Source organism: Pantoea sp. EEL5, assembly GCF_049892805.1.
In the GTDB taxonomy this organism is placed as follows: domain Bacteria; phylum Pseudomonadota; class Gammaproteobacteria; order Enterobacterales; family Enterobacteriaceae; genus Pantoea; species Pantoea ananatis.
In genome coordinates this window covers 1,772,921-1,788,195 of the sequence record NZ_JBNDNJ010000001.1, presented here as the reverse complement: position 1 = coordinate 1,788,195, position 15,275 = coordinate 1,772,921, and the positions used below count along the sequence as shown (strand labels likewise).

At 56.1% G+C, this 15,275-nt stretch carries 11 protein-coding genes; all 11 read left to right on the top strand.

The annotated features are described in order from the left end of the window. Positions 1–23: 23 nt before the first annotated feature. Genes tagH through ACPXSQ_RS08475 form a run of 11 tightly spaced genes read left to right on the top strand, consistent with a single transcriptional unit; the run spans position 24 to position 15,133 of the window. The gene (gene tagH, locus ACPXSQ_RS08525; RefSeq protein ID WP_072404036.1) at positions 24–1,952 is read left to right on the top strand and encodes a type VI secretion system-associated FHA domain protein TagH; all 1,929 of its coding nucleotides are present in this window, start codon (positions 24–26) and stop codon (positions 1,950–1,952) included. Next, positions 1,949–2,740, top strand: coding sequence for a PP2C family protein-serine/threonine phosphatase (locus tag ACPXSQ_RS08520; protein ID WP_013026239.1), 792 nt, complete (start codon positions 1,949–1,951; stop codon positions 2,738–2,740). The genes tagH and ACPXSQ_RS08520 overlap by 4 nt, the downstream gene beginning before the upstream one ends. A gap of 10 nt (positions 2,741–2,750) precedes the next feature. Further along, positions 2,751–3,764, top strand: coding sequence for a hypothetical protein (locus ACPXSQ_RS08515; protein ID WP_033766021.1), 1,014 nt, complete (start codon positions 2,751–2,753; stop codon positions 3,762–3,764). A 16-nt stretch (positions 3,765–3,780) separates the two neighbouring features. Next, positions 3,781–4,608 (top strand): type VI secretion system accessory protein TagJ, encoded by an 828-nt coding sequence (locus tag ACPXSQ_RS08510; RefSeq protein WP_013026237.1) that lies wholly within the window; start codon positions 3,781–3,783, stop codon positions 4,606–4,608. Then, complete coding sequence (gene tssE, locus ACPXSQ_RS08505) at positions 4,598–5,173, top strand: type VI secretion system baseplate subunit TssE (protein ID WP_013026236.1); 576 nt, start codon at positions 4,598–4,600, stop codon at positions 5,171–5,173. Before ACPXSQ_RS08510 ends, tssE begins: the two co-directional genes overlap by 11 nt. Positions 5,174–5,175: 2 nt before the next feature. After that, positions 5,176–7,053 (top strand): type VI secretion system baseplate subunit TssF, encoded by a 1,878-nt coding sequence (gene tssF / locus ACPXSQ_RS08500; RefSeq protein ID WP_013026235.1) that lies wholly within the window; start codon positions 5,176–5,178, stop codon positions 7,051–7,053. Then, the gene (gene tssG / locus ACPXSQ_RS08495; RefSeq protein WP_013026234.1) at positions 7,050–8,099 is read left to right on the top strand and encodes a type VI secretion system baseplate subunit TssG; all 1,050 of its coding nucleotides are present in this window, start codon (positions 7,050–7,052) and stop codon (positions 8,097–8,099) included. Before tssF ends, tssG begins: the two co-directional genes overlap by 4 nt. A gap of 53 nt (positions 8,100–8,152) precedes the next feature. Further along, on the top strand, positions 8,153–10,762 hold the full coding sequence (tssH, locus tag ACPXSQ_RS08490; protein ID WP_015700022.1) for a type VI secretion system ATPase TssH: 2,610 nt from the start codon (positions 8,153–8,155) through the stop codon (positions 10,760–10,762). A gap of 29 nt (positions 10,763–10,791) precedes the next feature. Then, positions 10,792–12,255, top strand: a complete 1,464-nt coding sequence (locus tag ACPXSQ_RS08485; protein WP_024471006.1) for a serine/threonine protein kinase — start codon at positions 10,792–10,794, stop codon at positions 12,253–12,255. An 11-nt stretch (positions 12,256–12,266) separates the two neighbouring features. Then, positions 12,267–14,756 carry a type VI secretion system tip protein TssI/VgrG gene (gene tssI, locus ACPXSQ_RS08480; RefSeq protein ID WP_078828758.1) on the top strand — a complete coding sequence of 830 codons (2,490 nt, stop codon included), beginning with the start codon at positions 12,267–12,269 and terminating at the stop codon, positions 14,754–14,756. Further along, complete coding sequence (locus tag ACPXSQ_RS08475) at positions 14,753–15,133, top strand: hypothetical protein (protein ID WP_014605537.1); 381 nt, start codon at positions 14,753–14,755, stop codon at positions 15,131–15,133. The genes tssI and ACPXSQ_RS08475 overlap by 4 nt, the downstream gene beginning before the upstream one ends. Positions 15,134–15,275: the final 142 nt, after the last annotated feature.

The window sequence follows — 15,275 nt, the reverse complement described above, 5'->3', positions numbered from 1 at the left end:
ACAGCTAACCGCAGGAATCCGTGATGCGCTTTACGATAATAACCGCTAAACCCGGCCATGAACCGCCGCAAATCAGTTTCGATTTTCTTCCTCCAGGCGGCACTATTGGTCGAGGCGTGGATAATAATCTGATATTGCCCGACGACGATCGCACTATTTCTCGCCTGCAGGCTATCGTGCATATTACTGCAGAGGGTGAATGTCGCCTGACCAACCGCGGTAACGTTACGCGCGTGCTGCTGAATGACATCCCGCTTGAACGTGGACGTCAGGTGGAGTTGCAGGACGGAGATATTCTCGGCATCGACGACTATCGCCTGCTGGTTAACGATCTTAATGGCGAGCAGCAATCGCAGCAGCCTCCGTTGACCGCTGCAGCCGCACCTAAGCCGCAGCCCGTACCCAATGCGGTCCCTGTACAGGCGCCGGCTGCCAGCACGGCTGCCATTCCCAGCGAGATCTGGGACAGCCTTGCCAAAGAGTTTTCAATTTCTGATGATTTATCGAAACGTAAAAGTGCTGCGCCAGAAATGCCGGAGGCAAATCCGTTAACCTCTACAGCGGCAAACCGTAATCCCGAAGATCCGCTGGCTCAGTTAATGAGCGATAAACCGCTGGATATCGGTCAACAACCTAAGACAAGCAGCCTGTTTGATGAAGAGGATGCACTGTTTGCTCAGGAAAGCATTTTTGATGACCGCACGCCCAGCACCTTGTCGGCAAAACAAAATGCGCAAGGGCAGCCCAAAATAGAGGAAACCTCCACAGACGTGGACCCGTTAAATCTGTTTGGCAGCCAGACCACGCCGGACCCGCGTCATCATGACGATCCGCTGGGGTTAATGATGAGCGGTGCCGTGCCGCTGGCTCAGCCAGATATGCCGGTTTCGCAACCTGTGGCTGCGCCATCGCAGCCGAAAGAAAACCATCAGTCTGCACCCTTGCAGCCGAAAGAAAACCATCAGTCTGCACCCTTGCAGCAGAAAGAACTCCATCAAGCGGCGCCATTACAGCCGCAAGAAAATCACCAGCCGATGCCAGATATCCTGGATACTGCACCGGTTGAGTTGGCTGATTTAAGCAGTTCACCGCTGTTTGATCACACTGAAACGCAGGTCACTCACGATCCCGCTTTCGATCCTCAACCGCAGCCTGCCCAGCCTGAAGGAGCGCAAAGCCCGATTGATTACGGCGGCATTACCTTGCCAACACCGCAGGCGGTGCAACGCACGCCTTCGCCCACGCCAAAAGGGCGGCTGCGCATCGATCCGGTTGCCTCGCACAATAACAGCGGCGGGACCGAGCAGAGTGGCAACGCCAGTAGCGGCGATGCCTTAAAGGGCGAGTTGCTGGATGCACTGCTGGAAGGTATGGGCCTGCAGGATCTGCAACCGACACCGCAGTTCGATCGCGAGCAGATGCGGCAGTTCGGCCAGATGCTCAGCATGTTCTCGCAGGGAACGGTGGCACTGCTGTCTTCCCGGTCGATTTTAAAACGCGGTGTAAAAGCCGACATGACCGTGATCCTGGATGATGCTAACAACCCTTTTAAGCTGCTGCCGTCAGGTAAAACCGTATTGATGCAGATGTTTGGCAGCCGTATGCCAGGTTTTATGCCGCCACGCCAGGCCGTGCGTGACGCACTGATTGACCTCCAGGCGCACCAGTTAGGGATGATTGCCGGTATTCGCGCCATTATTGCTTCCATGCTGCAGTCCTTTAACCCCGATCAGCTCGAAGAAGAAGCGCGTCAAAACGGTTCCGTATCGCGCATTGGACTACCCGGCAGCCGTAAAGCCGCGCTGTGGGAGCATTTTATCCAGCGCTATGGCGAAACTGCCGGTGAAATTGAAGATGACTTCCATACCTTGTTTGGCGAAGCCTTCTTGCACGCGTACGACATGGAAGTAAATCAGTATAAAGACTCACAAACCCACACGGATGACGCATGAATATCTCTACTGCTTCCACGTCGAATCAGGGCGACCGCGCCAGCAATCAGGATCAAACCGGTGAGAGCATCGGCGAGCGTTCGGCTTGCTTTGTGGTGTGTGATGGTGTGGCAGGGTTTCCCGGCGGTGACGTGGCAGCAAAAATTGCACGCAGTAGCCTGATGGAAGCCTTTGATGGCAATGCGCATCTCGATGCGCAAACCATTCGCGATTACGTTAATTATGCCAATGGCGCCATTCGGCAACAGCAAAAGGCAAACAGTCAGCACAGCCGGATGGGCACCACGCTGGTGAGTTTGTTTATCGACAGAGACTATGAACTGGCCTACTGGGCGCATGCAGGCGACAGTCGGCTTTACCTGTTTCGTCGGGGCTATCTCTACCACGTGACCACAGACCACAGCCTGATTCAGCAAATGAAAGATGCCGGGCACCAGACAGAAGGCATTAACAGTAACCTGCTCTATTTTGCATTAGGCATGGGCGATGAACAGCGGGATGCCAGTTACAGCGATGTGGTACCTATTGAGGATGGGGATGCCTTTTTGCTGTGTACGGATGGTTTCTGGCATGGCGTGACGCTGGAACAAATGCAGCAATCATTGCATATGGTGAATACGCCAGAAGAGTGGCTGACCCTGATGCAACAAATTATCAAAAACAGCCAACCGCAGGGGGGTCAACAGGACAACTTCAGCGCCATGGCTGTGTGGGTAGGTTCACCAGAAGACACCACCTTATTGCACTCGCTGTCTGATGCGGCGCAGTTTTTCCCTCTTCGAGATTGAGAACGCCAACATGAAATATGGATTAGTGGGCCTGACTGCATTGCTGTTGAGTACACATGCCTTTGCAGAGAACTATCGCATTGTGCAGTCGCCAACTCAGAAACTGGATGTCTGGATTGATGATGTAAAAGATAACCAGCTGTCGAGCTGGTGTAAGAGCACCGTAAACCTGCGCATTGTGACGCATGGCGATAAAGATGCGTCGGTGCTGAGTGATTTCCTACCGCGCGTTGCGGGCTTGATGGCCTCACAATGTAAGCCGTTACAGCAGCTGCGCTGGCAATTAACCGATACCGAGGGCGGCGCACTGGCCAATGGTACGGCCGCGAAAGCGCAGCAGTGGAAATCGGTGGTGACTCCGCCTGCCGCTGCACAGCCCGTTCAACCGGCTCAGCCCGCCCAACAGGCGCCGGTGCAGCAGGCGCCCGTCAGCCCGCCCGCCGCGCCTGTCGTGCTGAATTCGCCAGCGGCGGATACCACACCGTGGCTTCAGTTTAGCTTGCTGGACGGTTGTCATTTCCGCACCTGGTGGCATCAGCCCTCGCAGGCCAGCGCCCTGTTTGTGCCGGCTAAACAGGGCGTCACCTGTGGCAAAGATGGTTGGTTAAGCGGGCACAGCACGCTGACCCAGACGGGCAAAGACGCGACCAAATCCGTTTCCGTGAGTTTTCTGCAGGGGTTCCCGGTTGCGGGCCTGAACGATAAACAGCAGGTTGATGAACTGACCATTACCACGGTTAACAGCGAACGCATGGTGCTGAGTGATGAAAAGTCACCCGACAGCTGGCTGGTGTTGCCATTTAGCCAGCAGTTTAACGGCTGGCAGGCGATAAACCAGGTGGTGGTTGAGATGCCCGCCAGTGAAGCGGCAGACGAAAATGCGCTGCGTGCGCGCCTGCAGGAAGTGCGTAAGATCTGGTCACCCTGGTTAAGCAGCCCTGCATCCATTAAGGTGCAGTTGGTGGAAAAACTGCATCCGGAACTCAAAGATCCGGCCGCAGCCGTGTATCGCACCATCAACTAAGGCATAAGGAGTTTGAATGGACTCATTACAACAGCGACTGGCCAATGCTACCCTGGCGGAAAACCTGTCCAGCATCACTGCACAAATCCAGGCGAATCCGGCTGATGCGGATTTACGGGCGGCATTTGTGCAACTCCTGTGCCTTGACGGTAACTGGAGCAGGGCGCAGACACAGCTGAAATCCTGGCTGGCCATGCTGCCTCAGGCGCAGCCCACCGTGACCTTGCTGCAACAGGCTATTGAGGGCGAACAGAAACGTGCAGCGGTTTTGCGCGGTGAAGCCGAGCCGCAACTGCCAGGAAGCGCCTGGCCGTGGTGCCAGGTCTTACTGGCCGCGCTGAAAGCGGACATAGCGGGCGATAAGGCCGTCGGTGCGGCACTGCGTGCTCAGGCGCTGGAAAGCGCAGAGGCGAGCGCCGGTACGGCCACAACCCAGGAGGGGGAAAGCCCGTTCGCCTGGATAATGGACGGTGACAGCCGCTTCGGACCGGTCTGTGAAGCCATCGCCAATGGACACTATTACTGGATCCCGTTTGCTGCCATCAGCGAAATAGAGTTTCAGGCTCCGGCAAGCGTCACGGATCTGGTCTGGCGCCATACTCGCCTGCAGCTGGTGGACGGAAGTGAGCAAATTTGTCAGATTCCGGTGCGCTACCCGCTTCAGGACAAGGCTGATGAACGCTTCCTGCGGGCAAGCGTAACGGAGTGGCAGGAATCAGGCAGCGATGACGGTCAGTTTATCGGTCACGGGCAAAAGATGTGGCTCAGCGATGAAGCAGATTATCCCTTACTGACGCTGCAGCAGCTTATTTTCAACGAAACTGAGTTACCTCATGAGTCGTAATGACAATTCGTCCGGTGACGGCTATTCGCAGCTGCATGGCGGCTATCGTGCGCGCAAAAATCGCGACACGCTGACGGCGCGTGACAAACTGCAGTCGTCCCTGCTGGACAGGCTGACAGACGACGCGCCAGATAAAACCACCGAGTCAGGCAACAGTTCGATTATTACCCACAGTACGCTGCGACGTAATGTTCTGCGCGATCTCCAGTGGTTATTCAACACCATCAATAACGAGGCGCAGCACGATCTGAGCGACCTGACGGAGGTCCAGCGTTCCGTGCTGAATTTTGGCGTGGCCCCCCTGGCCGGACAGAATATCTCGGACATCGAGTGGCAGGATATGCAACGGAAAATGACCGATGCCATTCTGCACTTTGAGCCACGCATTTTACCCCAGGGCTTACAGGTTCGCTGCGTAAGCGACCTGACCTCTCTGAGTCTGCACAACGTACTATCGATTGAGATTAAAGGCCGGTTATGGTGCGTGCCGTACCCGCTGGAGTTTCTGTTCCGCACTCAGGTTGATTTAGAGAGCGGCCATTTTGAACTACAGGATGCAGGTTAATCATGGACAGCAAGCTGCTTGATTACTACAACCGTGAACTGGCCTATCTGCGCGAGATGGGCGCGGAGTTTGCTGCCCAGTATCCCAAGGTCGCCGGGCGGCTTGGTATGCGCGGCATTGACGTCGCCGATCCTTACGTCGAAAGACTTATGGAGGGTTTCGCGTTTCTGACGTCACGCGTGCAGTTAAAGATGGATGCCGAGTTTCCACGCTTTTCTCAGCGGATGCTGGAAATGGTGGCACCGGGCTACCTTTCACCTACGCCGTCGATGGCCATCGCCCAGCTCACGCCGGACAGCCGCAAAGGCGATATCAGCAACGGTTTCTTAGTGCCGCGCGGCACAATGATGGAAAGCCAGAACCTGAAAAAAACGGGCGTCACCTGCAGCTATACCACCGCGCACGATGTGATGTTACAGCCCCTGCGTATCAGCGATGTGTCGTTAGGTGGCGTGCCAGCGGATATCCCGTTAGGCGAGTTGAAAGCGGGCGGCTCGACGGCGGCGTCCAGCGCCCTCCGTATCCGCATCACCTGCGAAGGCATTTCATCGTTAAGCCAGCTCAGTCTCGATGATGTGATGTTTTTCCTGAGCGGACCCGACATCCAGGCCCTGAAACTGATGGAGCTGCTGATGCAGCATCGTGTCGGAATCATCCTGCAGTCCGTGGAAGCAAAACCGCAACGTCAGGTTCTGCCGGATGACGCGCTTCAACAGGAAGGCTTTTCGACCGAGCAGGCCCTGCTGCCCGACGATCTGCGTAATTTTGACGGCTACCGCCTGCTGCAGGAGTATTTTGCATTCCCGGCACGCTTCCAGTTTATCAGCCTGCGTCAGCTGGCGCCTTTCCTGCAGCGCTGCGATAACGCCCTGTCGTTTGACATCGTCATCCTGCTGGATAAGGCCGATGCGGCGCTGGAAAGCGTTGTCGACAGCGCCCATCTGGCCCTGCACTGCACGCCGGTCATTAACCTGTTCCCGAAAACCGCCGAGCGGCTTAAGGTCAGTGACAGTCAGCACGAGTATCACCTGGTGGTCGATAACATTCGTCCGCTGGACTATGAGATCCATTCGGTGAAGCGCTTGTTTGCCTCTGTCGAAGGGCAGCGCGAAGAGCAGATCTTCCGGCCGTTCTGGAGCACCTTCAGTCATGACGGCGGGGATTATGGCGCGTATTTCTCCCTGCGTCGTGAACAGCGCACGCTCTCTGAGCACGCGTTGCGCTATGGCACCCGAACGGGCTATATCGGTTCTGAAGTGTTTCTCTCCCTGGTGGATCAAAATCATACACCGTGGAACAGCGATATCCGCTATTTGTCTGCGGAAGTGATGTGCACCAGCCGTGACCTGCCTTTGATGCTGCTACAGCAAGAGCAGGCCAACTTTGTGATGCCGGATTCCATCCCTGTCGGGCAACTTAAATTGTGCAAAGGCCCGACCCCACCGCGTCCGGCGCTGGCTGAAGGGCTTTCAGCATGGCGACTCATCAGTCATCTGCAGATGAACTATCTGAGCCTGATGGACAGCAGCGATGGCGAAGGGGCTGCGGCACTGCGCCAGATGCTGAGCCTGTATGCCAGCCTGGCCGAAACGCCGCTAACGCGTCAGATTGACGGAATTCGTCACTGCAACCTCAAAGCCGTTCACCGCCGGGTGCCCGAGCCGGGACCCGTGGTGTTTGCGCGCGGGGTCAGCATTGCGCTTGAGGTGGATGAGCAGGCGTTTTCAGGTGCCAGCCCCTGGCTGTTCGGCAGCGTGCTGGAGCGGGTCTTTTCTCGCCTTGTGGCGCTTAACAGCTTTACCGAATTCACCCTGAGCAGCCAGCAGCGCGGCGAAGTGGGCTACTGGCCGCCGCGCATGGGCAAAAAGGCGCTGCTATGAGTGAGACGGCGCACGTTATTCCCCTACAGCGGGCGGTGCGTCTGCCTGACGGTTTCTGGCAGGCCGTGATGGCCGCGCCCTGGCGCTATGATCTGTTTCAGCTGCTACGCAAGCTGGACGCCCAGAGTGGGCAGCGTTATGCCTTAGGTAAAGCGCCACTGCCCAAATTTGAGGCCGTGCGTCTTGGGCAAAAGCCATCCCTGGCCTTTGCACCGTCGACCGTGTCACAGGTTAAAGCGCGTGAGCAGGACGAACGCTACGACGTCTCCATTTACAGCTTTGGGCTGTTTGGTCCCAACGGCCCTCTCCCTACGCACCTGACGGAATATGTACGCGGACGTATCGATCACCATCAGGATCACAGCCTGAGCGCTTTCGCCGATCTGTTTCATCATCGTGCCACGCTGCTGTTCTACCGTGCCTGGGCTAATTCACAGCCAACCAGCTCCCTGGATCGCCGCGACGATCGGCGGTTTCAGGATTATCTGGCCTGCGTGGCCGGTATTGGGTTACCGGCCCAGCAGAAAGCCAGTTCGCTGAGTCTGCATGCGCGCCTCATGCTGTCAGGGCATCTCAGCCGCCACGGTCACGATGCCGAAGGGCTGGTACGCATTTTGCGTCACTACTTTGCCGTTCCGGTTAAGCTGCAACAGAACGTGCCGCAGTGGTTATCCCTGGACAGCCGCGATCAGGCCCGTCTGTCGGCCGGTCGCCATATGCCGCGCCTGGGTGAATCGGCCTTTCTCGGTGTGGCCGTTCGTGATGTACAGCATCGTTTTCGTCTGCGCATCGGTCCACTGAGCGCCGAGCAGTACGAACGTTTTTTACCCAACGCGCAGGGCGCTTGCGAAGTGCGTGACTGGGTGCGCCACTATCTGGGTATTGAGATGCAGTGGGATCTCAGCCTGATTCTGGCAGCCGATGCCGTTAAGGGCGTAACCCTTGGCGGTCAGGCGCGGCTGGGCTACACCAGTTGGCTTGGACAGCAACCGCAGCCTGTCGATCGTGAAGATTTTGCCTTTGAGGTTGAAGCTACGCCGTCATAGCCCAACCGCTTTCCCCGATAGTTAGCCCGCTTCTTTCAATAAAGAGAACCGATATGTCAGAGATCAGCCGTGCCGTGCTATTCGGCAAACTGGATACGCTGTTATTTACCTCGCTTGAGAGTGCGACCGCCTTTTGTAAACTGCGTGGCAACCCCTATGTTGAACTGGTGCACTGGTTGCATCAGCTCATGCAGCAGCAGGATGGCGATCTTCAGCAGGTGATTAAGCATTTTTCACTGGATGAAAACGCGCTGACGCGGGATATCGTCGCTGCACTGGACCGCCTGCCGCGCGGTGCGGGTGCGGTGTCCGATCTCGCAGAACACATCGACAGCGCCGTTGAGCGCGCCTGGGTTTATGCATCACTCAAATACGGTGCGACCCGCATTCGCGGTGGTCACCTGCTGATAGGTATGCTGAAGACCTTTACGCTCGCCAGCGTCCTGAAAGGCATTTCCCCCCAGTTTTCACGCGTGAACGCCGATGCTTTACTGGAGCAGTTCGATACCTTACTGGCGAACAGTAAAGAAGTTCAGCAGGCGCTGGTTCAGCCCGCAGGCGATGCTGCCGCCCCTCCGGCGGCGGGCGACAGCACGTTAGCGCAGTATGCGCAGGATCTGACCGCGCGAGCGCGCGACGGCAAAATCGACCCGGTTGCGGGCCGTGACGAAGAGATCCGCCAGATGGTGGATATCCTGATGCGCCGTCGCCAGAACAATCCATTACTCACCGGTGAAGCTGGCGTGGGTAAAACGGCGGTGGTAGAAGGGCTGGCGCTGCGCATTGCCGCCGGTGATGTACCGGCACCGCTTCGTGACGTGCAACTGTGGCTGCTGGATATTGGCATGTTGCAGGCAGGCGCCGGCATGAAAGGCGAATTCGAAGCGCGTTTACAGGCCCTGATTAACGAAGTGCAATCCAGCCCTACGCCGATTGTGTTATTCATTGATGAAATTCATACCCTGGTCGGTGCAGGCGGTCAGCAGGGCACAGGCGATGCCGCCAACCTGTTAAAGCCGGCCCTGGCGCGCGGACAGTTGCGCACGATTGGCGCAACGACTTGGGCGGAATACAAGAAATACATCGAAAAAGATCCTGCATTGACCCGCCGCTTCCAGACCGTTCAGGTGCAGGAGCCGGATGAAGCAAAAGCGATCCTGATGCTGCGCAGCACCGTGAGCGCGCTGGAAAAACACCATCAGGTGCTGTTACTGGATGAAGCCGTCAGCGCCGCCGTTAAGCTCTCTCACCGTTACATTCCTGCCCGCCAACTGCCGGATAAAGCCGTAGCCTTACTGGATACCGCCTGTGCACGCGTTGCCGTCAGCCAGGGCGCACAGCCTGCCGCGCTGGAAGACTGCCTGCACCGTCTGGCCGCGCTGGAAATCGAAGCGGAGATCGCCGAACGTGAAGTCAAAGTGGGGCTGGGTGATGAAACCCGCCAGGCCACTATTGCCGCCCAGCGCGCTGCCCTGGAAGCAGAGCGCGATGCGCTGGACGCCCGCTGGCAGCAGGAGCGTGAGCTGGTCGAACAGCTGATTGCCCTGCGCGCGCGTTGCGTGACCGAAGGCGAAACTTCCCTGCGCGAGCAGCTCGATGAAACCCGACAGAAGTTGCATGCGGTCCAGGGTGAAGCCCCGTTACTGTTTGCTGCCGTTGATGCCAGCGTCGTTGCCGCAGTGGTATCCGACTGGACCGGCATTCCGCTGGGCCGGATGGTGAAAAACGAAATTGACGCCGTGCTTAACCTCGCGGACACGCTGAATCAGCGCGTAATTGGGCAGCGTCACGGGCTGGATCTGATTGCCAAACGCGTTCGCACCTCACGCGCCCGACTGGACAATCCCAATAAACCGGTCGGTGTGTTTATGCTCTGTGGCCCGTCAGGCGTCGGGAAAACCGAAACCGCGCTGGCGCTGGCCGAATCGCTTTATGGTGGAGAGCAAAACATCATCACCATCAACATGAGCGAGTTCCAGGAAGCGCACACTGTTTCAACGCTGAAAGGTGCGCCTCCAGGCTATGTAGGTTACGGTGAAGGCGGTGTGCTGACGGAGGCCGTGCGTCGTCGTCCTTACAGCGTCGTGCTGCTGGATGAGATTGAGAAAGCGCATCCTGATGTGCATGAGCTGTTTTTCCAGGTGTTCGACAAAGGCTGGATGGAAGATGGAGAAGGGCGCCACATTGATTTCCGCAATACCATTATCATCCTCACCTCTAACGTCGGTACGCAACTGATCAGTGCGCTCTGTGCCGATCCGGAACTGATGCCGGATCCTGACGCGCTCAGCACCGCTTTACGTAAACCCTTACTGGAGGTGTTCCCGCCTGCACTGCTGGGCCGTCTGCTGGTGGTGCCTTACTATCCCCTCAGTGACGAGATGCTGGCAGAGATTGTTAAGCTGCAACTGGGGCGCATTGTTCGCCGCCTGGAAGAGAACCACGGTATTGAAGCCATTATTGACGATTCGGTCGTCAGCCAGATCGTGCAGCGTTGTACGGAAGTGGAGTCAGGAGGTCGCATGGTCGATGCCATCCTGACAAATACCCTGTTGCCGCAGATGAGCCAGATACTGCTCAGCGCCCATGCTCGTGATGAACGTTATCGTCGTGTGCAGGTCAGCTGTGATCAGGGCGAGTTTGTTTGCCAGTTTGCTGTCTAAAGCCGTTTGTTATCAGAGAGCTTTCGAATATGTCGGAAAATGATAATCACCAGAATGTACCCAATGCCCTCCCGATTGGTTACCGGTTTAATGAGTTTGAAATCAAAGATGTCATCGGCGGTGGCGGTTTCGGCATTGTCTATCGTGCCTGGGATCACCAACTGGAGCGCGATATCGCGATTAAAGAGTTCATGCCCGCGTCGCTGGCCGTGCGCAGCGACGACCTGAACCTGGTATTGCGGAGTGAGCGATTCAGTAAAACTTTCCATGCGGGCCTGAACAGCTTTATTCAGGAAGCCCGTCTGCTGGCACGTTTTAATCATCCGAACCTGCTTCACGTTCTGCGCTTTTGGGTGCAAAACGATACGGCCTATATGGGCACGGTGTTTTACAGCGGCACCACGCTGTCTAACATGCGTGAACGCCATCCCCATCTGATTGATGAGAACTGGATACGTCGCCTGCTGCCACCGCTGCTGGGTGCCATCAAGACCATTCATGATGCGGGCTATCTGCACCGCGACATCTCGCTGGATAATATTCAAATCCAGAGCAATGGCGATCCGGTATTACTGGATTTCGGCTCCGCGCGCAAAACCATCGGTAACCTTTCTGATGAAAGTGAAACCATGCTGCGTCCGGGCTACGCGCCGATTGAACAGTACAGCGATAACGATGAAAGCGAGCAGGGCGCGTGGACGGACATTTACGCGCTGGGGGCCGTGTTGCACACGTTAATCACCGGCGCACCGCCGCCGGTCAGCGTGGTGCGCAGCATCGAAGATAACTATCAACCCTTGGTTCAGCGTGCACCGGCCGGCTACAGCCAGACCTTACTGGCGGCCGTTGATCGCGCGCTGGCGCTGAAGCCGGAAGATCGTCCACAGAGCATTGATGCCTTCGCGGCCTCAATGGTGCTGCCAGAGAAAGCACCCGAACCGCTGCCTGAAGTGAAGCACAGTGGGCCGGGTACCATGCTGGTACCGGTTCAGGAAGAGGATGAGGCGGCTGCCACTCCGGCAACACCGCTGAAAAAGCTGATGCGTAACCGCTTTGCTCTGCCGGGTCTGGTCGCTGCAGGTGTGCTGGTGGGGGTTTGCGTCGGTGTCCTGATGGCGGGCGGCGACAAAGAAGGTGATGCACCTGCCAATGTCGCACAGACCGAAACGGCCCCAGCCACTCAGGCACCGGCTGAACAACCTGCTGCAACGCCTGTGCAAACCCAGACCGCCCAGGCCGAGCCGGAAAAACCTCAGGAGCCGGTGGCACCACCGCCTGAACCTGTGGCGCAGGTTTATATTAAGCTCCAGCCCGGCGAGCGTGTTCAGGTGAATGGCAAGCCTCAGGCAGTGGTTCCGGCAGCCAATGGTTTTGCGGCGCTGCAGCTGGCACCCGGCAACTACACGTTTTCTGTAACAGGTCAGGGTGGCGAACGTGAACAAACGTTAACCATTAATCAGCAAGGCGTCTGGTTACTTGATCCCCATATTTAACAGGTATGTCTATGTTCTCACGTATTACTGTACAACTTCCCGCCCAGGGACTGCTGTTCCGACGTCTGAGCGGCAGCGAAGCGCTGTCCAAGTCGTTCGTGCTGCAAGCGGAGCTGCTCTCCACCGACGCGCGCATTGATCGTAAGTCGTTGCTGGGCAAGCCGGTCACGTTCACGCTGCCGACGGATGGTCTGCTGAGCGCGGTGAATCCGCGCTACATCAACGGCAAAATTACTCAGATAGGCGTGCGCAGCGAGGAGCTGGGCGGCGTGCGCTACGCCGTTTACGGGCTGACGGTGGAGTCGGATCTGTGGCCGATGAAGCGCGACCGCAACCTGCGCATCTTCCAGAGCCAGACGGTGCCGCAGATTGTGCAGACGCTGCTGAAGGAGTACGGAGTGAACGTGGAAACGCGCCTGGCGGGAAGCTACCGGGTGTGGGAATACTGCGTGCAGTATCAGGAGAGCAGCTTCGACTTTATCAGCCGGCTGATGGAGCTGGAGGGGATGTACTACTTCTTCCGTCACGAGGCGGACAAGCACACGCTGGTGCTGTGTGACGCGCCGGACCAGCACCAGGCGTTCCCGGGCTACGAAACGATAGCCTACCACGTCACGCCGTCGGGCGGCAGCGTGACGGAAGAGGGCGTGAGCCAGTGGGCGCTGTCGGAAAGCGTGACGCCGGGGATGTACAGCACGGACGACTACGACTTCCGCAAGCCGAACGCGTGGATGCTGCAGGCGCGGCAGAACCCGGTGTCGCCGACCCCGGGCTCGGTGGACGTGTACGACTGGCCGGGTCGCTTCGTGGAGCACGGTCACGGCGAATACTACGCGCGTATCCGCCAGGAGGTGTGGCAGGTGGAGCACCACATGGTGAGTGGGAGCGGTACGGCGACGGGCATCGCGCCGGGCTACACTTTTTCGCTGCTGAACGCGCCGCACTTCAGCGACAACGGCAAATACCTGGTGACGTCGGCGCACTACGACTTTGAAGAGAACAGCTACGCGAGCGGCGACGTGGGCGCCACGCGGCACAACATCGACTTCACGGTGCTGCCGGCGGCGGTGACGTACCGTGCGAAGCCGGAGACGCCGTGGCCGAAGACGCACGGCCCGCAGACGGCGAAGGTGGTGGGGCCGAAAGGCGAGAGCATCTGGACGGACAAATACGGCCGGGTGAAGGTGAAGTTCCACTGGGACCGTCTGGCGAAGGGTGACGACACGAGTTCGTGCTGGGTGCGCGTATCGAGTGCCTGGGCGGGTCAGGGCTTCGGCGGGGTGCAGATCCCGCGCGTCAACGATGAGGTTGTCGTGGACTTCATCAATGGCGATCCAGATCGTCCGTTGATCATTGGCCGCGTTTATAACGAAGCCAGTATGCCGCCATGGGCACTACCGGCTGCCGCCACACAAATGGGCTTTCTGAGTCGCTCGAAAGACGGCACTGCGGATACCGCGAACGCATTACGCTTTGAGGATAAGGCGGGCGAGGAGCATTTGTGGATCCAGGCGCAGAAGAACATGGATACACATGTTAAAAATGATTCCAGCCATTCCGTTGCCAACAACCACAGCCACTATGCAGGCGGTAACGAACTCTATCGCGTTGAAACCAACCGTGTACATGGCGTGAAAGGTGGAGAAGAGCGTTTAACGGGACAAGGGAAAATCGACAATGTTGTTGATACCTATGTACTGGGCTCAGGTACTAAGTTACGGCTTGAATGTGGCGAAAGCGCTATCGAACTTAATGCTAATGGTCATATCAATATTGTCGGTAAGGGCTTCAATCTGTTTGTGAACGGTGATGGACACATCACTACATCAGGCGGAAAACTCAATTTAAATACATCCGGTGCGCAGCCGGGTACGGGTGCACCTGGTGCTGGCCACAAAGGCAACATCAATCAGGCCGTTGTGAATCTTTTCCCCCCAAAGCAAAAGGGGCAGGCGGCCCCGGCAGCACCTAAAGCGAAGGTTGAGCATGCGAAATCCCCTTCCACACCAGTAAACAATAAAACTGAAAAGAAAGTGCGGCCGTTACCTCCCGAAAAACAAGCCTTTTTTGATAAGGTGTACGCCGCAGCTCAAGCTGATGAGAAAAAGACAGGCGTCCCTGCACAGGTAACAACTGCTCAAGCCATATTGGAATCTGACTGGGGAAAGAGAGTGCCGACTGACGTTAATACCAATAAGGTCAGTAATAATCTTTTTGGGGTAAAAGCACACGGCTCGCCAAATTATGTGGAATCATGGACTCATGAAAACATAAATGGCAAACGAGTACCTGTTTTAGACAAATTCGCGAGTTATGACTCAGTAGATGAAAGTATTGAACAGCATTCTCAATTTTTGATTAAAAATCAGAGGTATAGTAGTTTGTTTCAGTCATCGGATCCTGTTGAGTGGGCCAAAGGATTACAGGATAAAGGCTATGCAACGGATCCCAACTATGCTAAAAGCTTGATTTCAGTAATGAAAGGTAGAGGCCTCCTATGACCAGGACTTTAATTGCTTTACTTGTTGCTTTGCCCTTTTTTTCTTCAGCTAATGATATTTGTCAAGACCTTGATAGCACGGCAACAAAGAAAGGCATAAGTTTTGATAATACTGATAATGTTTTCAAAGTAGGTGGGGAAGGCCGGTTACAGTTTTACTCTGCTCCAGATAAGAAATGTTTGGAAAAAGGAGTTTTCGTCATTCCGGGTAATAGCCTATATGCCTACGTTGAATATCATGGTTATTACAGTGTCATGTATCTTTCTGATGACGGTGACCAAGTTACTGGCTGGGTTGAAAAAGACAGATTAATTGATATGCATAAAGGTATTGCTCCAGACTACAATCAGGATGCTCAGCAAAAAAAGAGTAATTAGCTGTAATTTAATAAACAAGGGTGCTTAAAGTTTAGCACCCTTGTTTTCTTGTTTGGTTTGCTGTGATGATGCTTTTTGATTAATATGAATTTTTATATTTATAAGGATTTAAGTTTTTTATTGATTAATGAAGGCGTTAGGT